The organism is Enterococcus sp. MMGLQ5-1 (genome assembly GCF_013155265.1).
Classification (GTDB): Bacteria; Bacillota; Bacilli; order Lactobacillales; family Streptococcaceae; genus MMGLQ5-1.
Genome location: NZ_JABJXU010000002.1, coordinates 229,267 through 254,685, shown reverse-complemented (window position 1 = coordinate 254,685; position 25,419 = coordinate 229,267). Strand labels below are relative to the sequence as shown.

The following is a 25,419-nucleotide window of genomic DNA, read 5'->3' as shown; positions in this document are numbered from 1 at the left end:
AAGCTAAGTGCTTTCAATATAGGTGGTACCGCGAGCAATTCGTCCTAAGACAGTTGTTGGTGGTTTTTTTGTGTTTTCACTTAGAATGAAAGTTTCAAGAAAAAATACAGTAAATTTTTCGATTAAGTGAAATGCTTCAAGAGATGTTCAAATAAATTTTAAAGCGCAGAGCGTGAGTCAGGAGAGAAAATGTCTAAAAAATATTTAGGTCAGCTAGGTTTAAATGATGTTGGTCAGTTGATTACAGTTGAGGGGTGGATTCATAATATTCGTGACCATGGTCACCTTGCCTTTATTGAGCTACGTGATCGTGAGGGCTTGCTACAGGTTTTTGTGGATTCTAGTATTGGTGAAGCGGCTTTTGGAGCAGTGCATGAATTTAAGAAGGAAAGTATCTTAAAAATAACAGGTGAATTAGTTAAACGAGATCCAAAATTTGTCAACCAACGGCTTGCAACTGGAGAAGTTGAGCTCCATGCGCAAACGATTGAGGTAGTTGCTAATTCTAAGCCGCTTCCCTTTGAATTGGATGGCAAGGCAGAAGTTGGTGATGACCTACGTCAAAAATATCGTTATCTTGATTTACGTCGTCAGCCAATGCTTGCTAATCTAAAATTACGTCATCAAGTAACGACGGCAATTCGTCAATTTTTAAATGGTGAAGCCTTTATTGATGTTGAAACACCTTATTTAACAAAGTCAACACCAGAGGGGGCTCGTGATTTCTTAGTGCCAAGTCGGACGAGTGCTAATCATTTCTTTGCTTTACCGCAAAGCCCGCAATTGTTAAAACAACTATTGATGGGTGCTGGTTTAGACCGTTATTATCAAATTGTCCGTTGCTTCCGTGATGAAGATTTACGTGGTGATCGTCAGCCAGAATTTACTCAGATTGATTTAGAGATGAGCTTTGTTTCTGCTGAGGAGGTCCAAAATTTAACTGAAGCGATGCTAAAGGCGGTAGTTAAGGCAGTACGTGGTACAGAAATAACCGAGGCCTTTCCAAAGATAAGCTATCATGAGGCAATGGCACGCTTTGGTAGTGATAAGCCAGATACGCGTTTTGAAATGGAATTAAAGGATTTGACAGCCTTATCTCAGACGATTCAATCCTTATTCTTACAAAAGGGCTTAAAGGATGGCGGCATTGTTAAAGCAATTACAGTTAAGGGCGCAGCCAAGCATTTTACTAAGAAGCAACAGGCACAGATGAAGCAATTCATGATGACCTTTAAAGTAGCTGGCTTTGCAACTGTTCCTATCGTTGATGGTCATGTAGATGGCTCGCTTAAAACAACTTTTAAAGATGTTGAGGCGGACTTCTTTAAGGCAACTGGTGCCGAGAATGGTGACTTGGTGATTATCGCGACTGGTAGAAAAGATAAGGTGGCTCAAAGCTTAGGTGCACTGCGTGTCAACTTGGCGAAGGAATTAGATTTAATTGATGAAAGTAAATTGAATTTCTTGTGGGTGGTTGACTGGCCGTTGTTAGAGTATTCTGAGGAGAAGCAACGTTATTTATCTGCGCATCATCCGTTTACTCTACCGGTGGGCGATACAGATGCTAAGCCAGAGGCTTTGATGGCAGATGCTTATGATATTGTCTTAAATGGCTATGAGGTCGGTGGCGGCTCCTTACGGATTCATGAACGAGCGCTTCAAGAAAAAATGTTTGAAGTTTTGGGTATTAAAAGAGCAACTTACTTAGAGCAATTTGGTTGGTTCTTAGATGCACTCGAATTTGGATTTCCACCACATGGTGGCTTGGCACTAGGCTTGGATCGTTTGGTGATGATTTTAGCTGGTGAAGACAATATTCGCGAAGTGATTGCCTTCCCTAAAAACGGTAGTGGCTTTGATCAATTAACAGACGCACCAAGTGAAGTAAGTCCAGAGCAATTAACAGAACTACATTTACAATTAACACCTGAAAATTAATAATTAGCAATTAAAATTAACAATTTATAATTTATAATTAATAACTAGGTTAGCGAAGAGGAGTAGATAATGAAAATTTCTAAAGAGCAAGTGAATCATGTTGCCAATCTTTCAAAATTAGCTTTTGCCCCAGAGGCAGTTGGCGAATTTTCAGAAACTTTATCAAAAATCATTGAAATGGTTGAGCAGTTAGAGGAAGTGGATACAGAAGGTGTACCATTTACATCAAATGTTGCCGAAAACGTTAACTACATGCGTGAAGACGTGGCAGTCAAGGGCTGGAATCGTGATGAATTATTAAGTAATGTGCCAGAAAGTGAAGATGGCTTTATTAAGGTACCAGCAATTATCGGCGGAGGAGATGCATAATGTCATTTAAGTCAGTTAAAGAATTACATCAAGCGTTAGTCAACAAAGAAATCTCAGCCAAAGAATTGACAGAGAAAACATTGTCAAATATTGAAGCAAAGGAAGCAAGGGTTGATGCCTTTCTTACAGTAACAAAGGAAGCTGCACTAAAGCAGGCTGAAGCCTTAGATGCTAAAGGGATTGACCCAAATAATCTTCTGGCTGGTATTCCAATTTCAATTAAAGATAATATTGTCACCAAGGATATTAAAACGACTGCAGCGTCTAAAATCTTATATAATTGGAATCCAATTTATGATGCAACAGTCATCGAAAAGGTTAAGCAAAATGATTTAATTATTGTTGGTAAAACTAACCTAGATGAGTTTGCGATGGGTGGCTCAACAGAAAATTCAGCCTTTAAAACAACTAAAAATGCTTGGGATCAAACCAAAGTACCTGGTGGTTCATCTGGTGGCTCGGCAGCCTCTGTTGCTAGTGGCGAGGTTTCATTATCTCTTGGCTCAGATACGGGTGGCTCAATTCGTCAACCTGCTGCCTTTAATGGAGTAGTCGGCTTAAAGCCTACTTATGGCCGTATTTCACGCTTTGGTTTAATTGCCTTCGGCTCTTCACTAGATCAAATTGGACCTTTTACACAAACCGTTGAAGACAATGCTTTGTTACTAAATGCGATTTCTGGTAATGATCCAAAGGATTCAACCTCGGCACAGGTAGAAGTACCTGATTTTACAAGTAAGATTGGTAAGGATATCAAAGGCTTGAAGATTGCTTTACCAAAGGAATACTTTGGTGAAGGCATCGATCCAGAGGTTAAAGCAACGATTTTAGCAGCTGCTAAAAAATTAGAATCTCTAGGTGCTATTGTTGAGGAAGTTTCATTACCGTATTCTAAATACGGTGTTGCTGTTTATTACATTATTGCTTCATCAGAAGCAAGTAGTAACTTACAACGTTTTGACGGTATTCGTTATGGCTATCGTGCTGAAAATATTGAAAACCTAGAAGATGTTTATGTTAAATCACGTTCAGAAGGCTTCGGTGAAGAAGTGAAGCGTCGGATTATGCTAGGTACATTTAGCTTGTCTGCTGGCTATTATGATGCCTACTTCAAGAAGGCTGGTCAAGTACGTACATTAATCATTGAAGATTTCAAGAAAGTTTTCGCAAATTATGATTTAATTCTTTCACCGACTGCACCATCAGTTGCTTATAATATCGGTGAAAATGTTGATGATCCAATTAAGATGTATATGGCTGATATTTTGACGATACCTGTCAACTTAGCGGGTCTACCCGGTATTAGTATTCCTGCTGGATTCTCTGAAGGCTTACCAGTTGGCATGCAATTAATCGGGAATAAGTTTGATGAAGAAACAATTTATCAAGCTGCAGCAGCATTTGAAGCAGTTACAGATTTCCACAAACAAAAACCTGTTATCTTTGGGGAGGGGAAATAAATCATGGAATTTGAAACAGTCATTGGTCTTGAAGTCCACGTTGAATTAAAAACAGCATCAAAAATTTTCTCACCTGCACCTGCTCATTTTGGCGAAGATCCAAATACGAATACGAATATTATTGAATGGGCAATGCCCGGCGTTTTGCCTGTCATGAATAAACGTGCCTTAGAATATGGTATGCGAGCTTCATTGGCATTGAATATGGACATTCATCAAAGTATGCACTTTGATCGTAAAAACTATTTCTATCCTGATTCACCGAAGGCTTATCAAATTTCACAATTTGATTATCCGGTAGGCTATAATGGTTCCATCGAGATTGAGCTAGAAGATGGTACAAAGAAAACAATTCGCATCGAGCGTGCGCATTTGGAAGAGGATGCTGGTAAAAATACGCATGGTGAAGATGGTTATTCCTATGTTGACCTCAACCGTCAATGTGTGCCGTTAATCGAAATTGTTTCTGAAGCGGATATGCGCTCACCAGAAGAAGCGTATGCTTATTTAGAGGCATTAAAATCAATTATTCAGTTTACAGATGTGTCTGATGTTAAAATGGAAGAAGGCTCAATGCGCTGTGATGCCAATATTTCATTGCGCCCAGTTGGTCAAGAAGAATTCGGGACTAAAACTGAGCTTAAGAATCTAAATTCATTTAACTTTGTTCGTCGTGGTTTAGAATATGAGGTTGAACGTCAACGTGAGGTATTAGAAGCAGGTGGCACGATTCAGCAGGAAACACGCCGTTATGATGAAGCAACTGGTGAAACGATTTTGATGCGTACCAAAGAAGGCTCATCTGACTATCGATACTTCCCAGAGCCTGATCTACCACAGTTTGAAATTTCAGATGAGTGGGTAGAGGAAGTCCGTCAAAGCTTACCAGAATTGCCTAAATCGAGACGTGAGCGCTATGTAAATGAATTAGGCTTACCTGTCTATGATGCTAAGATTTTGACCGCAACTAAAGCGATGAGTGACTTCTTTGAAGAAACAGTTGCGGCTGGGGGCGATGCAAAGCAAGCTTCTAATTGGCTAATGGGCGATATTTCTAAATATTTAAATGAGAATAAATTGGAAATCACAGCCATTAAATTAACACCCGAAGGCTTGGCAGGCATGATTAAGCTCATTGAGAAGGGTACGATTAGTTCAAAAATTGCTAAAAAGGTTTTCGTTGAATTAGCTGAAAATGGTGGCACGGCTGCTGAGGTTGTCGAGAAAAAAGGACTTGTTCAGCTTTCAGATCCAGCACAATTATTACCAATCATTGAGCAGGTTTTAGCGAATAATGAAAAATCGGTTGAAGATTATAAGGCTGGTAAACAGCAAGCAACCAAGTATTTGATTGGTCAATTGATGAAGGAAACGCGTGGTAAGGCTAACCCACAAGTATTAAATCAACTATTGCTTGAAACATTAGACAAACTATAAAAATAAACAGAATCATCGTAGACCATTTCGGTCTGCGATTTTTTGTTTGCTGCAGATAACCCGATGTTTCATAGAAAGATTGGGAAATCTGCATAAAGTTCAATCTGTTGAATTTATTCGTGACTATTTATGAGAAAATTTCGTAATAATAAGTAACGATATCTTCGCAATTATTTAGTTGTATTTTAAATGCATAAAATCCAATAATTAAATATAAATGAGGTTAATATTATAGAATACTTGGAATTTATTAATTTTTAGTTTAAAATATGATTAATGTGAAAGAAAATAATGGTAATCATGGATATATTAATAAAGGGGCGTAATGATGGCAAAAAAAAATCAATTTATCAGACGAAGGATTTTAAGACAGCAACGAGAGCAGCGTTTGCGTAAGCAAAGAGCAAGGCGAGCTAAGCTCTGCGGCATTGCTTCACTTTCTGCCATCACGGTTTTAGCAAGCACGATGTCAGCTAGTAAAATAATACGGGCTGAAGAAAATGAGCAAATATTAGCTCAAAATGAAGCTGTGGATATTGCAACCATTAAGACTGGCAATGATTTTATTGATTCAATTGCGCCATTAGCTACAAGCTTTGCTATAGAAAATGATTTATACGCATCGGTCATGCTGGCACAGGCATTTATTGAAAGTGGTGGTGGTAAAAGCGAACTGTCACAAGCACCGTACTATAATCTATTCGGGATTAAAGGTAGCTTTGAGGGGCATTCAATAAATATGTTAACGCAGGAGCAGGCAGCAGATGGCAGCTATACGTTAATTAATGCTGATTTCAGAAGTTATCCAAGCTTTGTTGAGTCAATGGCGGACTATACAGACATATTGTCAACAGAATTTTATCAAGGCGCTAGAAAAAGCTTTGCTTTAAATTACGCTGAGGCGACTGCCTTTTTAACCGGGCGCTATGCGACGAGCCTGACCTATGCACAAACGCTTAATTCAATTATTGAGCTATTTGATTTAACTCGCTTTGATAATGCAAGTGGATTAAGTGCTGGGATTAGCAGTATATCAGAAGGTATTGGTACGATCAATCATGTCCCAGTTCAATATTCCAGTAAAATCTACGCTGTTCAGGCTAATGATACACTAGATTCAATTGCGCAAATGTTTCAGGTAAGCGTTTCTGAGCTAATGGATTGGAATAATTTGCCTGATGATATGACCATTTATCCAGATCAAAGACTGGTTGTCGACGTGATACAGCGGTTATTAGTTACTGAGGCTGAAAAAATTGCTGCAGCTGAGCAAAAGTATACAATAGCTGCTGGCGATACCCTTTATGAGATTGCTTTGACCCACCAGCTTGAGCTGGCAGATTTAATGAGCTGGAATCAGCTAACTGATAGCTTAATTTACGCGGGCAATCAATTAATCATTAGGCCTGCTGATCTAGGCCTCCAAAATGAGCAAAAGATACGAGAAAATCAGCTTGCACTTGAGACAGAATATGTTGGCGAAATTTTTAATTTACCTTCACTTGAAGGCTTTGATTATCAAATTAGCGGTGATTTAAATCAATATCAAATTGATTATTACTCACAGGGACAATGGCAGTCTTCCTTACAAAAGCGCACCTATTCAGATAGTGAAATTGCTGCAATTGCCAATCAGCTGAAGGCTACTGATGGGAAACCTAAGACACTCGCAGACGGTAGTACGGTATTTTTGAGCAAAGGAAAAAAATTAAGCAATCTGAGCTTTTTCGAGACCGAAATAAGCGTAAATATTATTAATCATAGCAAGACTGATTCGGTTGCCATATTTGAGAGTGAGCTAAAGACGAAAGCAATAGAGCTAAAAGCTATAATTAATCAAACGCTTCGTTCTGATGTTCTTATTAAAATTAATTTAACGAAGGATGACGCGAGTCGCTATGCTGTATCGTGGCGTGAGGGCAACGTGGTGTATACAGCTTCTGCTAAAAGCATATCCCTATTGCATGAGAGCTTACCAAGCTAGCTTTCCCTTTAAGCAATATTTTAAATCATTAAAAAATATTAAGGTATGAAGCAATTAGAAAATGTTCTAAAGCTAATAAATAATTTAAAATTATGGTTATTGGCAAACTGGAATTATAATGATGTAAAAATTAAAGATTTGCATAGATACTATGCAGATCTTTTTTTGGTTAAAAAAATAGTCGGTTTTGATGGCTTTCGCAATGAAACTGGAGATTTATTAAGCATTTTCAGAAAAATTGCCAAATTATTTGAGAAATGGGCAGCGAACGATGCTTTTTATAAAGAGTGGGAACAAGTAGCTGATTAATTATAGTAAAAAAATTAGATTAAAGAGGGTGTTTTGTCTTTTTTTTAATTTTAAAAACGCATAATTGCTGAAAAATGAACTAATTCTTGAAATCTATCATCTTTTATGTTAAAAATAAATTAAAGTATTTTAATTAAATGAGATATCAGAGTGTTTAATTTATATTTTTATAATTTTTAATTGCATTGGAGGATAAAATGACTATAATCATGGAGCACAGCACAGTCCTTAGCTCTCGGCGCTTTTATCGCCTTGGAAATGTGGCTGCGTTTGGTATGCCTCTACGCGCTTCAGCGCATAGAGATCTACCAAGAGCCAGAGCAGAGCAAGATTGCTTTAATCAAGAGATTAATGATACTTAATTGAGTTGAGAGTCAATATGATGGTTAACATTTTTGCGAACACTTAATTTACAAAAGAAAAGGGGATTTATTATGAGCAATCGAAAAATGAAAAAATTGGGAATAAGTCTGGCGAGCGGTGCACTTATATTTTCATTAGCAGCCTGTTCTCAGAGTAATCAGACGCTAAATAAAGAGGTTACAAAGAGTCTGTCTGCTTTAAAAAAGGATGCTAAACAACAAAAAACTTTATTGACACAATTTAAAAAAGATGCAAAAAATAATTTTACTGAAATTAAAAAAGCGCTTAAAGCTTTAAAGACTACAGAAAAGGATGCCATTGAGACAAGTGCTGCTGTTGAATCAGATGTTTCAAATGACGAATCAGCTGCAACAAATTATAAGAGACAAAGCACTAAAATTATTGAAAAGATTGGTACAATTCGTGAATATATTGTGACGAACAATGATCAGGTAATCAGCAATCTTGAAACGGTTGAAAGGCATTTAACGACTACTGATGTGACAACGCGTCAGACGATTACAGATGAAATTGCTCAGCTTAAGCAGGCAGTTCAGAATGATACGAATCGGCTTTTAACAACTCTTTCTGGCTATCTGACGAATAGTGATTATGGTTTGGCGGAAATTGATGCCGATGTTGAAAAATTACAATCGACCACAGAACAAGGAATTGAAACTTTAGCAGCTCAGCTAGGACAGTCAGTCGTTGAGGTTAACGAGAATGTCAATACACAGGCTGAAGCTGCAAGGCTTGCAGTAAATCAGAATACAAATCAGCAGGTTGCGACAGCGGTTTCCAGTATTAATAATAATACCGATTTGACGGTAGCTACTGCAGCTAGAATTATAAATAGAAATACTAATAGTCGAGCAAATGATATCAACAGCAATACAAATTTAGGTATCGGTGCAGTTAACGAAAACGTCAACGGTCGTGCAGGTGATATCAACATGAACACCAATGTGGTTGGTGAGATAATCAATGGCAATACGAATGCTGGTGTTGATTCAGTAAATACGAATACGAATGACGGTGTTGTCTCAGTAAATGCAAATACCAATACGCAAGCCAACTCGACTGTGAACTCAGTAAACACAAATACGAATAACGGTGTTGATTCAGTTAACACGAATACCAATACGCAAGCTAACTCGACTGTGAACTCGGTTAACACGAATACGAATGACGGTGTTGATTCTATTAATGGCAATGTCAACGGTCGTGCAGGCGATATCAACACAAATACGAATGCCGGTGTTGTCTCAGTTAATACGAACACCAATTCGGTTGGTGAGATAATCAATGGCAATACGAATGATGGTGTTGTCTCAGTTAATACGAATACGAATTCGGTTGGTGAGATAATCAATGGCAATACGAATGATGGTGTTGCCTCGATTAATGGCAATGTCAACGGTCGTGCGGGCGATATCAACACGAATACCAATGACGGTGTTGTCTCGGTAAATACGAACACCAATACGCAAGCTAACTCGACTGTGAACTCAGTAAACACGAATACGAATGACGGTGTTGCCTCAGTTAATACGAATACCAATACGCAAGCGGACAGTACTGTGAACTCGGTTAACACGAATACGAATGCGGGTATTACCAAGGTCAATGATAATACAAATGCAGGTATTACCAAGGTCAATGATAATACGAATACAGGTATTACCAAGGTCAATGATAATACGAATGCGGGTATTACCAAGGTCAATGATAATACAAATGCAGGTATTACCAAGGTCAATGATAATACGAATACAGGTATTACCAAGGTCAATGATAATACAAATGCAGGTATTACCAAGGTCAATGATAATACGAATACAGGTATTACCAAGGTCAATGATAATACGAATACAGGTATTACCAAGGTCAATGATAATACAAATGCTAGTTTAAGTAGTATTCTTACGGAATTAAGAGGTAGTCAGTCTTCCATCAGTGCCAATCTAAGCATACAAGCTCAGGCCGCTTTAAATGCTAAAAACTTAACTAAGTCTAACGTTAGTACCTTATATGCTAACGTTAATACGGCAAATAGTGGAATCATTAGTCTTTCTTCTGCGCTTACAACTGCACAGAATACTATCAACACTAATACCAACGGTGCTCTTGAAACTGCACAGAACATTATCAACATTAATACCAACACTGCTCTTGAAACTGCACAGAGTAGCACTAACAGTGCTCTTACAACTGTACAGAATGATATCAATACCAATACTAACAGTATTAACAGTTTAACAACAGCACTTTCTACCAACACCTATGGCTATGCTACTAAGACTGATGTTTATGCTGCAGTCAATGCTTTAATTGGTCAGCTCAATGCTGATGGAGCAACTCAGATTACGACAACAGGCAACCTTGTAAGTGGTTTGAAATTTGTCGTTAAATATAATCTAACGGAAGTTACACCACCATCTTCTTAATATTAGTATAAATATTTTTAATATATAGGCTTCATGAATAAGGAGAAATCTTTGAAAAAATATTTTAACACTAGAAAAAAACGATTAATTACTATTTCTACTCTAATGTTAATTCTTATCACTGGAGTAGTAGTCATTATGTTGATTTTCGGTGGCAGTCCAACAGTCTATCAGATTGATGAAGACCAATATAGTTTAAAAGACTTTAATTTTCAACGCTATTTAGCAAGAAGTGAGGTCGTCAATAAGACAACAAACCTTTCAATTGCTGAACTTGAGGCGAGACCTGATGGTCAAACGTCAGTCCGCATTTTGATTGAGGATAAAATTGAGCAGAATTTAAAGGTTCAAACAGCAGTGAGATTACTTGCTTCGAAATACAAAATTATCTTGACAGAAGGGGATAAAAAAAGCGCGATTATGAATCGTGATGCTTTTATTAAACAAGTTGGTGGTAATACAAAATATAAAAAATTTTTAAAAGATAACGAAACTGACAATCAAACGTTGACTCAATACTATCAATCCGATATTTTATATCAAAAAATTAAAGAGAAAGTTTTTAGTGCAGGTAAGACAGCAGATTTGTCAGAAGCTGAATTAGCAGATGCGGCAAAATCCTATCCAAAAAATATTGCCAAAATTAGTTACATTCTATTCAAGTTGACTGATGACTCTGGGGAGGCGCTTTCTGCTAGTGAACTCGAAGCTAAGAGTGTACTAGCAGAGGAACTTGCTAGTCAATTAACAATCGAAAATTTTCAAACGCTTGCCAAAGAGAAAACTGAAGATTATGAAAACGCAGGTAATCCAATTTATTTGGAAAATGCTGGTTCGTCCGATACTTTAAGTCAAGCGGTATTTGCTACAGAGCCAAACCAAATTTCATCTCCAATTACTTTGGGTAGCGGTATAGTGATTATTAATCGCCTAACCTTAGATGAGGCATATTATCAAACCTATTTGGAAACATTACGTCAAAAAAAGCTGACTGATGAGATGAAGGCGATTGTGGATACCTTGAATGTTCATCATGGCAAGGGGTATCGAAAAATCGAGGTAAAATAAATATTCTTATTTAAAAAGGGAGTACAGGGTATGTTAGAACATCAAAAATTAAAAGATGAAAGTCGTAAGGAAAAAAGAATTAAAAGGGAGGGTGAGCCGCCAACACCAAGATTTTCCAAGCAAAAAAAATGATTGCGATTGTCAGTCTAAGTGTTTTTATTTTAGCTATCGGTGGTTATTTTTTCTTCACTAATAAAAGTCAAAAGGATAATCAGGCAGTCGTTTACACGATTAGTGATCAAAGCTACAAGCTTGCGGATTATAATTTTCAGCGCTATTTAAGTCGCAAGGCATTATTTAATACGACTAAATTTTTAACCAAGGATGAGCTAAATCAGGAAGCGAATGGTGCAACTTACGAAGTAGTGTTATCAGCCGATGTCGTGCAGGGTCTTAAAACACTGACTGCAATTCGTCAGCTTGCGAATCAGTATCAAGTGAAAAATGATAAAGAGCAGGCGGCCAATCGTAAAAAGACTTTTATCAAGGCGCTTGGCGGACAAAAAGCTTTTCAAAAGCTTTTAACTGAGCAAAATATAACGGAAAGGGCAGTTGATGAATATATCGAGGTGATTGTGCTAGCGGATATATTAACCAATCAGGTTTATCTTTCAGCTGATGGCAAGCGAGCAATGACCCCAGAGGAAAAGCAAGCTGCGGAGACCTTTTACAGTGATAACTATGCAAAATATGAGTATATATATTTTGCTTTGACCGATGACAATGGACAGCCAATCGATGCACAGCAAAGACAGGCCAAGGAGGCAACGGCACAGGTCATCATTGACAATGAGGCTGAAAAATCTTTTGCGGAGTACATCGTCTCAGATAGTGAGGATAAAAGTGAAGCTGGTCAGGGTGTAAGCTATCAGCTGAAAACAACGGATAATGTGCTAAGTGAGACCATTTTTGAGCTCTCAATCAATCAAGTTTCTGAGCTGAAGACATTTGATTCGGGCTTGTATATTTTTCATCGCCTAGAGCTAGATGAAGGTGCCCTTTCAGACTATGAAAATAGCTTACAGCTTGAAAAAAAAAGCCAATGATTTAAACACTGTTATTGGAAACTATCAGTTGAAAGAAGGGGTGGGCGTTGACCAGATTGAGATTAAGTAAAGGGCAAGCTTTATGGCTAGGTGCAATCCTAGCCTTTCTCGTACCCTTACTTTTGGTTTTAATTATTTTTTTTCGACTGGGAATCTATTGGGGATCGGATAGACTATTTATCTATGGTGATTTAGCACAGCAGTACTACCCTTTCTATGCAAACCTTTCTAGTGCCTTACATGGCAAGGATAGCTTGTTTTGGACGTGGTCGCTTGCTGGTGGCCTGAATTTTTATTCAGTGATTGCCTATTATGCTGGTGGTATTTTTCCACTTTTAAGCTACTTTGCAACGCCTGATAGCTTACCTGATATGATGCTTTATTCTTATATTCTCAAAATTGGCTTAACCGGCTTAGTCTTTTACTTTTATGCGCGAACGACCTTTAAGCTGCCACTTGTTTTTCAGCTTGCACTCTCATGGTGCTGGGCTATGAATGGGTTTACGCTTTATTATGGCAAGTCAATTTTACCTTGGCAAGAAGCGCAGATTTTTCTGCCATTGATTCTTTTAGGGATTGAATGGCTTTTGCGAGGTAAAAAGCCATATTTTTTATTTTTCAGCTATGCCTTAGCATTTATCACCAATTATTATATGGGCTATATGCTGGGTATTTTTTCATTATTCTACTTTATTATCAAGCTGATTGCGCTAAAAACGCAGACACCTAAAAAGAGTTTAATTCTAGCATATTCAGTAACCGCCTTAGCCAGTGGCTTGGCTTCTTTGTTTATCGTCTTGCCCAGTGTTCTGGATGTTTTTCATAACCTTGTTGCTAATTCTAAGGCTTCAAGTCTGTGGACAGGCTTGGGGAATCCTTTGGAGCTATTGATCAAAGCCTTACCGGGATTTTTTGATGGCGACAGTTCAGAATTATATAAAACGGCTCCATATTTGTTTTCAGGTCTCATTGTTTTGCTTACGTTACCGCTCTTTTTTTTACAAAAGGAGATATCAAAGCATGAAAAAATCGGTTTTTCTATGCTAATTCTTTTTCTAATTTCGAGCTTCTATCTTCAGCCGCTCAATTTAATTTGGATGGCAGGTGAAACACCGACAGGCTTGCCGTTTCGTTATAGCTACTTACTGATTTTTTGCATGATTTATCAAGCAGCACGTGGCCTTGGCTATTGGCTTATTCAGCCTGAAAAGCGACTATTCTATCCAATCGGCTGTTTTATTGCGCTGTTTGGCTTAGCTTATTTTTTTAATCCTAAGCCAAGCTTTTATCCGGCAGCTGCCTTTGGCTTTGCTGGAATGCTTGTAGTGCTATTTGTCTCTTGGCTTGTTATCTACAGGTATCTTCAGCGTTCAAAGCAGCAACGCTTTTATCAGTTAGCTCAATTGATTTTTACCTTACTCGTAGCTATTGATTTAGGCTATAATGCCAATGTTTATTTAACTGAAGGTGGAGGCGGTTCAAATAATGAGGCATCCTCGTATGTTTATGATTATTGGCGTCGCAGTATCTATATGCCGCATTTGAAATCTAGTCAAGCTTTGAAGGCTAAAGTAGTCAAAGAGAATGATTTATTTTCGCGTGTTAAGGGCAATAATTTATTTTCTGCTGGCGCACTCTATAGCTTTTCTAGTCTGACAAGCTATTGTTCGATTAAAAATCAAGCGTTTGTTGAATTTGCAAGTCAGCTCGGTTATATGAGTCATCAAATGATTGACGGTTTTAAAGGGACTAGCCTGAGTATGGATAATGGTCTATTATTGTCAGACAATCTGTTTGCCAACCGCTATATCTTTCAACCGCTAAGAAACACGTTTGGTTTAACGATAGTAGCCAAAGATGAGGTCACAGGCTATCTCGCTTATCAAAATCAGCTCGCCTTACCTTTAGGAATGCTTACCGATCGGTCGGTTTATTTACTCAAGCTATCGGCTGGTGAATATTCGGAAAATATTTCAAAAATTTATCATCAGTTAGCAGCTAGTGATTCTAGTTATTTTCACACTGAGCCAGTCAGCCTGAAGTCACAAAACAATGTGATTGTCTCAACTAATCCATTAGGTGAAACAATCATTACGCCAACTGTGTCTAATGTTGAAAAAAAGATTAGCTGGCAAGCAGAAATTCCCTCTGGCTATCAAGCCTATTTTTATTTTCACCCACTTGATAGAGCAGTTATAGGTGGTGAAATGCTTACCAATCTCCAGTTTCTAGTAAATGGGCTTCAGGTGGGCTTTTCAAGCTTAGCTTCTGAAACGGGATACTTTTATCCGGTTGGTTATAATGATACAGAGCTAGCTTGGCAGGTTGAGGTAGGAATGGTGATTACCAAAAATAATCAACCCTTGCGAATTGACCAACCAATGCTGGTATTGATTGATGAAAAAAACGTAACAGCAGATACGAAAAAAATTCGAGAGAAGGCTGTTGATTTAAAGGTTGACGGTCGCGTGGTAACTGGTACATATAATGCTACTGATAGTCAGGTGCTCTTTACCACGATTCCTTATGATAGAGGCTGGCGGGCTTATATTGATGGTGAAAAAGCTGATATTATTGCCTTTGAGGATGCAGTTATTACACTTGAATTACCCGATGGCAGACACGATATTAAGCTGGTTTATACACCTTATGGTTTCAAGGTCGGTGTTGTCTGTGCCATTTTTGGTTTGTCTGGTTTTGTAATCTATATCTGGGTGATGAGACGTAGATGCAAAGGTGGCTAATAAAATGCTAAGTCAAGCGATTTGTGCTTGACCGTAGGTTGCAGCATTTTAGTCTGCTAAGATTTGATAATTTGCATAAAATTATTTTTAAAAAAGTTGATAAAAAAGTTGAAAGGGACGGGCTATGAATTTACCATGGACAGGACAGGACAGGACAGGACAGGACAGGACAGGACAGGACAGGACAGGACAGGACAGGACAGGACAGGACAGGACAGGACAGGACAGGACAGGACAGGACAGGACAGGACAGGACAGGACAGGACAAAAGTCTATCTGCCGGTCATTTTGCTGGCATTGCTGATTATTGCGCGTCTTTTTTCTGTTATTAGCATGAAGAATCATATATATATTGATGAAGCAACGCGATGCGGACTAGCTAAGCTGATTGCTTTGGATAGTCAGCGACCCTTAGCTGGTGCATTTTATGATTTTTTTAATAGGACGCTAGGGCTACCTGTTATGTTTATTAAAACAGATCAAGGGTTTGCTAAAGGAACTTATTTTTATATGGCGGCACTTTGGATTAAACTGTTTGGCTTCTCAATTTTAAAGCTACGGTTGTTATCACAGCTAATGACTATTATTGGTATTTTGCTAACTGGTTTGTCTATACGGCGGCTATTTAGTAGACAGCTTGCATTTTTTTATTGTCTAGCCGGGCTAAGCTTGCCTTGGAGCATTCAGCAGGGCAATATGATTTGGGATAATACATTTGTACCTTTTTACTTCTCTATTTCCTTTCTAGGCTTAAGCTATGCCTTAACAAGCGTTTCAAAAAAGGACTTGCGTTATTCGATTAATTTATTTTTGATACCAACTGGTGTAATCTTAGCAGCGTATACCTATAATGGTGCGCTATTAGTTGCGATTGTCGCATATCTGTTCTTTTTAGCAGCACTGCTATTCTCTACTAAAATCAATGTAAGTAGCCTGGTTATTCTCTGCCTTTATCCATTCTTTCTAAGCCTGCCATTGTTTCATTTTATTTTAGTGGGTGATACAAGAGGGTTATCAGTGCTGGCTTTTGATTCTCTAATCCACCTTTTACAGCAGCTGCTTAGATTATATGACTTTTCATTTCTTTTTTTGACTGGAGATGGTATTTTAAGGCACTCAACAGGTAGATTTGGGATGATTGGTCTTGGATTATTAATTCCTTTGCTTATTGGTTTGTTAAGCTACTTGAAAATGATACAGGAACGAAAATTTCAAGATAAATTTATGCTACTTTCATTTTCCTTAGTGCTGATTTTAATTGTCAACTTGACAGCAGCACTTGCTGAGAGTACTCCTTTTCCGCATGCACTACGGAGCGGTGCTAGTCAGATTTTTTATCCAATCCTTATCGCTTGTGGTGCAGTCAGGCTAATGAGTTGGTTTGACAATCACCAGAATGTATTTTTTAAAATAATTACTTTATTAGCATTGATTGGTTATTTGAGTTTCACAGCATTCTATTATTATGATTTAGTGGTTGATTATCCAGTGAGAGCAAGGCGTTATTTTTCACCCCTAGAGGGAACAGAGGCAGATGGAACGCCAAAAACTTCAAATTATTACTACATTCGTTACTTATATGGTTATGAATAATGATTAAATATTATTAATCAACAAAATACTTTAAAAAAGTTAAATTGACTGATGCAGATTTGAAATTATTTTAGAAATAAACCGAAAACCGCATAGTATTCGCCCTTATATACATAAATGCCAGTTTTTCTCGGAAAAATTGGCATTTTATTTGTTTTAATCCAGTAAAATAAGATAACTATCAGACTTTTCTTGTATTTCACATATAAATCTGTTATACTATTTGAGCATAGTTAGTCGGTCGGATGCTGTGATCTATTGTCCATAGCATCTATTAAAAGAACAAGAGCAAATTTAAAATTAGGTTTGCTGTTGTCTTTTTTTGTGCCTTCGGCTAGTATCAATTAAGCTTTGTAACCAAAACTTAATATTTTTGTAACGTTTGTAATATTGCATTTTAAGGAGAGTGACTTTGTTGACAGGACATGACGTTAAATTCGGGAAACACCGTACCAGACGTAGCTTTGCCAGAATTAGTGAAGTTTTAGATTTACCTGATTTGATTGAAATTCAAACCAACTCGTATCAATGGTTCTTAGATAAGGGAATTGCGGAAATGTTTAATGATGTTTTACCGATTTCTGATTTCGCTGATACGATGTCTTTAGAGTATGTTGGTTATGATTTAAAGGAACCAAAGTATACGGTTGAAGAAGCGCGTGCAAAGGATACCAATTATTCAGCACCACTTTTTGTAACCCTACGCCTAATCAATCATGAAACTGGTGAGTTAAAAACACAAGAAGTCTTTTTTGGTGATTTTCCATTAATGACAGACATGGGTACCTTTATTATTAATGGTGCCGAGCGCGTTATCGTATCACAGTTAGTCCGTTCACCGGGTGTTTATTTCCATGGTAAATTAGATAAAAATGGTAAAGAAGGCTTTGGCTCAACAACCATTCCAAACCGTGGCGCATGGTTGGAAATGGAAACAGATGCCAAGGATATTTCTTATGTCCGGATTGACCGTACTCGTAAGATTCCTTTATCAACCTTGGTTCGTGCTTTAGGCTTTGGTGGTGACGATGAAGTCATCGAAATTTTAGGTGAAAGTGAATCACTTAGAAATACGATTGCCAAGGATTTACATAAAAATGCTTCTGATTCACGTGTCGTTGAAGGCTTGAAGGATATTTATGAGCGTCTTCGTCCAGGTGAGCCAAAAACAGCTGAATCCTCAAGAACACTCTTAAATGCACGTTTCTTTGATCCAAAACGTTATGACTTTGCTGCCGTTGGTCGTTATAAAGTAAATAAAAAATTAGATTTAAAGGTTCGCCTTTTAGGCTTGACTGCTGCTGAGCCTGTGATTGATCCAGAAACTGGTGAAATTTTAGTAGAAGCGAATACCGTATTCTCACGCGACATTATTGAGAAAATTTCTGAAGCGATTGATAATGGCTTAAATCAAGTGACTTATTACCCAGATGAAAATGATGCTGTGGTGACGGATCCAGTGGAAGTACAGGTCTTTAAGGTTATTTCACCAAAAGATCCTGAAAGAGTTGTCAATGTGATTGGTAACGGTTATCCAAGTGACGAAATCAGAACACTTCGCCCAGCAGATATTTTAGCTTCAATGAGCTACTTCTTGAACTTAATGGAAGGTATCGGCAGAGTGGATGATATTGACCATTTAGGTAATCGTCGCATTCGTTCAGTTGGTGAGCTATTACAAAATCAATTTAGAATTGGTTTATCACGGATGGAGCGTGTTGTTCGTGAAAGAATGTCAATTCAGGATAACGAAAATATTGCACCACAGCAATTAATCAATATCCGTCCTGTTGTGGCTTCAATTAAAGAATTCTTTGGTTCTTCTCAATTATCACAATTTATGGATCAGCATAATCCGTTATCAGAATTAGCGCATAAGCGTCGTCTTTCTGCCTTAGGACCTGGTGGTTTGACTCGTGATCGTGCTGGCTATGAAGTGCGTGACGTGCATTATTCTCACTATGGTCGGATGTGTCCGATTGAAACGCCGGAAGGTCCAAATATTGGATTAATTAACTCATTGTCATCTTATGCCAAGATTAATCAATATGGCTTTATTGAAACGCCATATCGTAAGGTTAATCGTGAAACTGGCGAAGTGACCAAAACAATTGACTGGTTGACCGCTGATGAGGAAGATCACTATATTGTTGCCCAAGCTAATTCGCCACTTACAGAGGACTGGAAATTTGCGAATGAAGTAGTGATGGCACGTTCAACAGGTAATAATATCGAGGTTAATATTGATAATGTTGACTATATGGACGTTTCACCAAAGCAGGTAGTTGCTGTGGCAACGGCTTGTATTCCATTCTTAGAAAATGATGACTCAAACCGTGCATTGATGGGTGCCAACATGCAACGTCAAGCGGTACCTTTGATTAAGCCTGTTGCGCCATTGGTTGGAACAGGGATTGAATATCAAGCGGCTCATGACTCTGGTGCTGCTTTAATTGCAAATGCAGATGGTGTGGTTGAGTATGCCGATGCAGCCGAAGTTCGAATCCGTCGTGATGATCAAGGCTTGGACGTTTATAAAATTACTAAATTCAGACGTTCAAATTCAGGGACTTCTTATAATCAATTAACCTTAGTGCGTCCGGGCGATCGCGTAGAAAAAGGTGACGTCTTAGCCGATGGACCATCAATGGAAAACGGCGAGCTAGCACTTGGTCAAAATCCATTAGTTGCCTTCATGACTTGGGAAGGCTACAACTATGAAGATGCCGTTATTATGAGTGAACGCTTAGTTAAGGATGATGTCTATACTTCAATTAATATTGAAGAATATGAATCAGAAGCTCGTGATACAAAATTAGGACCAGAGGAAATCACACGCGATATTCCAAATATTGGTGATGATGCCCTTAAAAACCTCGACGAAATGGGGATTATCCGGATTGGTGCTGAGGTCAAAGAAGGCGATTTATTAGTTGGTAAGGTAACACCTAAGGGTGTGACTGAATTATCAGCCGAAGAACGTCTCTTGCACGCCATTTTTGGTGAAAAGGCACGTGAAGTACGTGATACTTCCTTGCGTGTCCCACATGGTGCCGATGGTATTGTTCATGATGTTAAAATCTTTACCCGTCAGGATAATGATGAGCTAGCACCCGGTATTAATATGCTTGTCCGTGTCTTTATCGTCCAAAAACGTAAGATTCATGTCGGTGATAAAATGGCCGGTCGTCATGGTAATAAAGGGGTAGTTTCACGAATCTTGCCAATCGAGGATATGCCATATTTACCAGATGGTACGCCAGTTGATATCATGCTGAATCCTTTAGGGGTGCCTTCACGGATGAATATTGGTCAGGTATTGGAATTACATTTGGGTATGGCTGCGCGCCGTCTAGGGATTCATGTCGCAACACCAGTCTTTGATGGTGCAAATGATGATGATGTTTGGTCAACTGTTAAAGAAGCGGGTATGGCAAGTGATGCGAAAACTGTTTTATACGATGGTCGGACTGGTGAAGCCTTTGACAATCGAGTGTCAGTCGGTGTCATGTACTATATGAAGCTACACCACATGGTTGATGACAAGCTCCATGCACGTTCAATCGGACCATACTCATTAGTAACGCAACAACCACTTGGTGGTAAAGCACAATTTGGTGGCCAACGTTTTGGTGAAATGGAAGTATGGGCATTAGAAGCATATGGTGCTGCCTATATCTTACAAGAAATTCTAACTTATAAATCTGATGACGTGGTTGGTCGTGTTAAAACTTATGAAGCAATTGTTAAGGGCGAACGGATTCCACAGCCGGGTGTTCCTGAAAGTTTCCGTGTTTTAGTTAAGGAATTGCAATCATTAGGACTTGATATGCGTGTCTTAAACAATGAGAACGAAGAAATTGAGCTACGTGATATGAGTGATGATGATGATGATTTAATTACAGTTGATGCACTTGAAAAATATGCATCAGAGCATAAACGTAAAGAGGCTTTAAAGGCAGCACAGATTGAAAATGCCAAGCCTGCTGAATCATCTGAAACTGCTGAGTAATCATTGAATAAAGAATGGAGGAAATCCTTAAGTGATCGATGTGAATAAATTCGAGAGTATGCAAATTGGATTGGCTTCTCCTACGAAGGTTCGTAGCTGGAGTTATGGTGAAGTGAAAAAGCCTGAAACAATCAATTATCGTACTTTAAAACCGGAAAAAGAAGGTTTGTTTGATGAGCGTATCTTTGGTCCAACCAAGGACTGGGAATGTGCTTGTGGTAAATATAAACGCATTCGTTATAAAGGTATTGTTTGTGATCGCTGTGGTGTTGAAGTAACACGTTCAAAGGTTCGTCGTGAACGGATGGCGCATATTGAACTAGCAGCACCTGTCACACATATTTGGTATTTTAAAGGGATTCCTTCAAGAATGGGGCTTGTACTCGATATGAGTCCACGTTCTTTGGAAGAAATCATCTACTTTGCTTCATATGTTGTCATTGATCCAAAGGATACGAGTCTTGAAAGAAAGCAATTACTTTCAGAGCGTGACTATCGTGAAAAATTACAGCAGTTTGGTTATGGCTCATTTGTTGCTAAAATGGGTGCAGAAGCCATCAAAGATCTTTTAGACAATGTAGAACTTGAAAAAGAAGTAGCAGAGCTAAAGGAAGAATTAAAGGTTGCACAGGGTCAAAAGCGGACGAAGGCTATTCGCCGTTTAGACATCTTAGATGCCTTTAGAAAATCTGGTAATTCACCAAGCTGGATGGTGATGGATGTGATTCCAGTTATTCCACCAGATTTGCGCCCAATGGTACAGCTTGAGGGTGGTCGTTTTGCAACAAGTGATTTGAATGATTTATATCGTCGTGTAATTAACCGTAATAACCGTTTGAAACGTTTATTAGACTTAAATGCACCTGGTATCATTGTTCAAAATGAAAAACGGATGCTACAGGAAGCCGTAGATGCCTTGATTGATAATGGTCGTCGAGGTCGTCCAGTAACTGGTCCGGGTAACCGACCTTTGAAATCTCTTTCTCATATGCTAAAAGGTAAGCAAGGTCGTTTCCGTCAAAACTTACTTGGTAAACGGGTTGACTATTCTGGTCGTTCGGTTATCGTCGTTGGTCCAAGCCTTAAAATGTATCAATGTGGTTTACCAAAGGAAATGGCGATTGAGCTGTTCAAGCCCTTTGTGATGCACGAGCTGGTAGAACGTGATCTTGCCCAAAATATTAAAGCAGCAAAACGTAAAATTGAACGTTTAGATGATGATATCTGGGATGTTTTAGAAGATGTGATTAAAGAGCATCCAGTTTTACTTAACCGAGCACCTACTTTGCATAGACTTGGAATTCAAGCATTTGAGCCAATCCTAATCGAAGGTCGTGCGATTCGTTTGCATCCTTTGGTTTGTGAAGCCTATAATGCCGATTTCGATGGTGACCAAATGGCTGTTCACGTGCCGCTTTCAGAGGAAGCGCAAGCCGAAGCACGTATTTTAATGCTTGCTGCTGAACACATCTTAAATCCAAAGGATGGTAAGCCAGTTGTAACGCCTTCTCAGGATATGGTTTTAGGTAACTATTATCTTACAATGGAAGAAGAAGGTCGTGAAGGCGAAGGCATGGTCTTTAGAAATATGGACGAAGCAGTTATCGCTTGGCGCAATGGCTATGTTCATTTACATACACGTGTTGGGATTTCAACAACGCAATTAGACAAGCCTTGGACAGAGTCTCAAAAAGGTAAGATTTTAACGACAACTGTCGGTAAAATTATTTTCAATGAAATTATGCCACCTGAGTTTCCGTACTTAAATGAGCCAACTGACAGTAATTTGACGGATAAAACACCTGATAAATACTTCGTTGAAGCTGGTGGTGACATTAAAACATTTATCGAAGCACAGCCTTTAGTTCAACCATTTAAGAAGAAAAATCTTGGAAATATCATTGCAGAAGTATTCAAACGCTTTAAGACAACCGAAACTTCTGAAATGCTTGATAGAATGAAGGACTTAGGTTATCATCATTCAACACACGCTGGTTTGACAGTGGGGATTGCTGATATTTCTGTCGCCAATCGTAAAAATGAAATTATTGATGCTGCGCATGATCGTGTTGAAAAAATTTCTAAGCAATTCCGTCGTGGTTTAATTACCGATGATGAACGTTATGAGGCAGTTATTGGCGTATGGAATGATGCAAAGGATAAAATTCAACAAAACTTGTTAGACACAATGGATGCCAAAAATCCTATCTTTATGATGAGTGACTCTGGAGCCCGTGGTAATATTTCCAACTTTACGCAGCTTGCTGGTATGCGTGGTTTGATGGCAGCGCCAAATGGTCGGATTATGGAATTACCGATTATCTCAAACTTCCGTGAAGGTCTTTCAGTATTAGAAATGTTCTTGTCTACTCATGGTGCGCGTAAAGGAATGACCGATACCGCCCTTAAGACAGCCGATTCAGGTTACTTAACCCGTCGTTTAGTAGATGTGGCACAGGATGTAATTATCCGTGAGGATGACTGTGGCACCGATCGTGGCTTGGTGATTTCGACAATCAGAAATGGTAATGAAATTATTGAAGCACTTGAAGAACGCTTAATTGGTCGTTATACACGTAAGGCAGTTATCGATCCAAAAACAGATGAAGTGATTATTGGTGCTGATCAATTGATTACTGAAGCAATCGCTAAGGATATTATTGATGCCGGTATCGAAGAAGTAACCATTCGTTCAGTATTTACTTGTAATACACGTCATGGTGTATGTAAGCATTGTTATGGTATGAACCTAGCAACAGGTGATGCGGTTGAGGTTGGCGAAACAGTTGGTACGATTGCTGCACAATCAATTGGTGAACCGGGTACTCAGTTAACGATGCGTACCTTCCATACAGGTGGGGTTGCCGGAGATGATATTACTCAAGGTTTACCTCGTATTCAAGAAATCTTTGAAGCGCGTAATCCGAAAGGGGAAGCAGTCGTAACTGAAGTTACTGGTGAAGTAACGGATATTACAGAAGAAGCTTCAACTCGGACTAAGGAAGTGACGGTTAAGGGTAAGACAGATGAAAGAACTTATACTGTGCCTTATACTTCACGTATGAAGGTGGCTGTTGGTGACTTTATCCATCGTGGTACGCCATTAACCGAAGGGTCAATTGAGCCTAAGCATTTGCTTGAAATTCGTGATGTCTTATCCGTTGAAAATTACTTACTTGCAGAGGTTCAAAAGGTTTACCGGATGCAAGGGGTTGAAATCGGCGATAAGCATATCGAAGTAATGGTTCGTCAAATGCTGCGCAAGGTACGTGTTATGGATCCAGGTGATACAGATATCCTACCGGGTACCTTAATGGATATTTCTGACTTTACAGATGCTAACCATGAAACCTTGATTTCTGGTGTGACACCTGCAACAGCACGTCCAGTATTACTTGGTATTACCAAGGCGTCACTTGAAACGAATTCATTCTTATCAGCAGCATCCTTCCAAGAAACAACACGTGTCTTGACTGATGCCGCAATTCGAGGTAAGAAGGATCACTTACTAGGCTTGAAGGAAAATGTTATCATTGGTAAGATTATTCCTGCTGGTACTGGTATGCGTCGCTATCGCAATATTGAGCCAGAAGCTAAAGTAGAAACAATCCCATCTATTTCGGATATTGAAGCAGAGCTTGCTGATGTGCAGGACTATGCGAGTCATTTTGAAGCAGATGATTTAGTTTAATTTTAAAATAGAAGATACCTCTTGCGTAATTGTGAGAGGTATTTTTTTATATTAAAGAAATAAAAAACATTTTTGAAAACGCTTGCAATTATACTGGAATATGCTATAATACAAAGTGTAAGGGGTTAGGATTCCCAAACAAAAAGGCAGTTAGAAGAAACCTTAAAGCAGGTGGCTGCGAGAGATATCAGATGTAACATCCAGGAGCGATATCTGATATGGAAGAGAAGATAGAGAAAGTGGTGGGAATTTGAAGAACGCCTTATGTTCAACAAAGAGCCATCTGATAGGTTAATCATTCGTGTAAGTAATAAAATCACGTCGGAATGAAATTAGCTTATTGGATGGTCTTTTTGTTACTTTAAAATTTTTAATGAAAACGCTTGCATTTATTTTAAAATGTGCTATAATATAAATTGTAAGGGGTATAAGAATTCCCGAACAGTCAAAGTAATTGTTTGACTGTAAATACCAAGGTTGTTTATAAAAATCCTTTGGTGAACATATTATTGAAAGTGGTGGGGATTTGAAGCACTCCTTAATCATTAGGCTATTCGACTGATTGATCATTCGCTAAATACAAGAAAGTAAAGTTGTATGAAGGAGAGAAAATTAATCGAATAGCTTTTTTTATGCAATAGATGCTAACATTTTTAATAATTTTATGTTAAGATGAAGTCACATTGATTATAGACTGTCTGGGGTGCTACATAGCTGAGATAATACCCATTGAACCTGATCTAGTTAGAACTAGCGAAGGGAGTATAGTAATTGAAATTGTTTAGCCAAGGGCTAGGCTTTCTTAAAGTATACTTAAATCATGCCGCCAGTACAGTAACTGTACTGGCTTTTTGTCATTGCTAAACTCACTAAGCTTCAGGAAAATTGCTTAGCAATTTATTGGTTTAGTTGACTTATCGATGATAAAAGAATGTCTCATGAGCGCGTTGTCAAGCAC

Annotated in this window: 14 protein-coding genes and 1 riboswitch; all 14 genes read left to right on the top strand. The window is 38.5% G+C overall.

Features of this window, described 5'->3' with window-relative positions:
- Positions 1–189 precede the first annotated feature (189 nt).
- The 14 genes from aspS to rpoC all read left to right on the top strand — a co-directional run bounded on the left by aspS (position 190) and on the right by rpoC (position 24,461).
- A complete protein-coding gene (gene aspS / locus HOY35_RS04125; protein WP_172210611.1) occupies positions 190–1,938 on the top strand; it encodes an aspartate--tRNA ligase in 1,749 nt (582 codons plus the stop codon).
- A gap of 69 nt (positions 1,939–2,007) precedes the next feature.
- On the top strand, positions 2,008–2,307 hold the full coding sequence (gene gatC / locus HOY35_RS04120; RefSeq protein WP_172210612.1) for an Asp-tRNA(Asn)/Glu-tRNA(Gln) amidotransferase subunit GatC: 300 nt from the start codon (positions 2,008–2,010) through the stop codon (positions 2,305–2,307).
- A complete protein-coding gene (gene gatA, locus HOY35_RS04115; RefSeq protein WP_172210613.1) occupies positions 2,307–3,767 on the top strand; it encodes an Asp-tRNA(Asn)/Glu-tRNA(Gln) amidotransferase subunit GatA in 1,461 nt (486 codons plus the stop codon). The genes gatC and gatA overlap by 1 nt, the downstream gene beginning before the upstream one ends.
- 3 nt (positions 3,768–3,770) lie before the next feature.
- Positions 3,771–5,204 (top strand): Asp-tRNA(Asn)/Glu-tRNA(Gln) amidotransferase subunit GatB, encoded by a 1,434-nt coding sequence (gatB, locus tag HOY35_RS04110; protein ID WP_172210614.1) that lies wholly within the window; start codon positions 3,771–3,773, stop codon positions 5,202–5,204.
- Positions 5,205–5,529: 325 nt separating this feature from the next.
- Complete coding sequence (locus HOY35_RS04105) at positions 5,530–7,188, top strand: LysM peptidoglycan-binding domain-containing protein (RefSeq protein WP_213173245.1); 1,659 nt, start codon at positions 5,530–5,532, stop codon at positions 7,186–7,188.
- Positions 7,189–7,233: 45 nt separating this feature from the next.
- Positions 7,234–7,497 carry a hypothetical protein gene (locus HOY35_RS04100; protein ID WP_172210616.1) on the top strand — a complete coding sequence of 88 codons (264 nt, stop codon included), beginning with the start codon at positions 7,234–7,236 and terminating at the stop codon, positions 7,495–7,497.
- Between the two features lie 197 nt (positions 7,498–7,694).
- Complete coding sequence (locus tag HOY35_RS04095; RefSeq protein WP_172210617.1) at positions 7,695–7,859, top strand: hypothetical protein; 165 nt, start codon at positions 7,695–7,697, stop codon at positions 7,857–7,859.
- A 72-nt stretch (positions 7,860–7,931) separates the two neighbouring features.
- Positions 7,932–10,307, top strand: a complete 2,376-nt coding sequence (locus HOY35_RS04090) for a hypothetical protein (RefSeq protein WP_172210618.1) — start codon at positions 7,932–7,934, stop codon at positions 10,305–10,307.
- Positions 10,308–10,358: 51 nt separating this feature from the next.
- A complete protein-coding gene (locus HOY35_RS04085) occupies positions 10,359–11,375 on the top strand; it encodes a peptidylprolyl isomerase (RefSeq protein WP_172210619.1) in 1,017 nt (338 codons plus the stop codon).
- A 128-nt stretch (positions 11,376–11,503) separates the two neighbouring features.
- Positions 11,504–12,421, top strand: a complete 918-nt coding sequence (locus HOY35_RS04080) for a hypothetical protein (protein WP_172210620.1) — start codon at positions 11,504–11,506, stop codon at positions 12,419–12,421.
- A 56-nt stretch (positions 12,422–12,477) separates the two neighbouring features.
- Positions 12,478–15,165: a YfhO family protein gene (locus tag HOY35_RS04075; RefSeq protein WP_172210621.1), complete on the top strand. Its 2,688-nt coding sequence runs from the start codon at positions 12,478–12,480 to the stop codon at positions 15,163–15,165.
- A gap of 135 nt (positions 15,166–15,300) precedes the next feature.
- Positions 15,301–16,758 (top strand): glycosyltransferase family 39 protein, encoded by a 1,458-nt coding sequence (locus HOY35_RS04070; RefSeq protein WP_172210622.1) that lies wholly within the window; start codon positions 15,301–15,303, stop codon positions 16,756–16,758.
- 415 nt (positions 16,759–17,173) lie between these two features.
- Positions 17,174–20,770 carry a DNA-directed RNA polymerase subunit beta gene (rpoB, locus tag HOY35_RS04065; RefSeq protein WP_172210623.1) on the top strand — a complete coding sequence of 1,199 codons (3,597 nt, stop codon included), beginning with the start codon at positions 17,174–17,176 and terminating at the stop codon, positions 20,768–20,770.
- Between the two features lie 31 nt (positions 20,771–20,801).
- On the top strand, positions 20,802–24,461 hold the full coding sequence (gene rpoC, locus HOY35_RS04060; RefSeq protein WP_172210624.1) for a DNA-directed RNA polymerase subunit beta': 3,660 nt from the start codon (positions 20,802–20,804) through the stop codon (positions 24,459–24,461).
- Between the two features lie 689 nt (positions 24,462–25,150).
- Positions 25,151–25,241, top strand: a riboswitch (TPP riboswitch).
- Positions 25,242–25,419 lie beyond the last annotated feature (178 nt).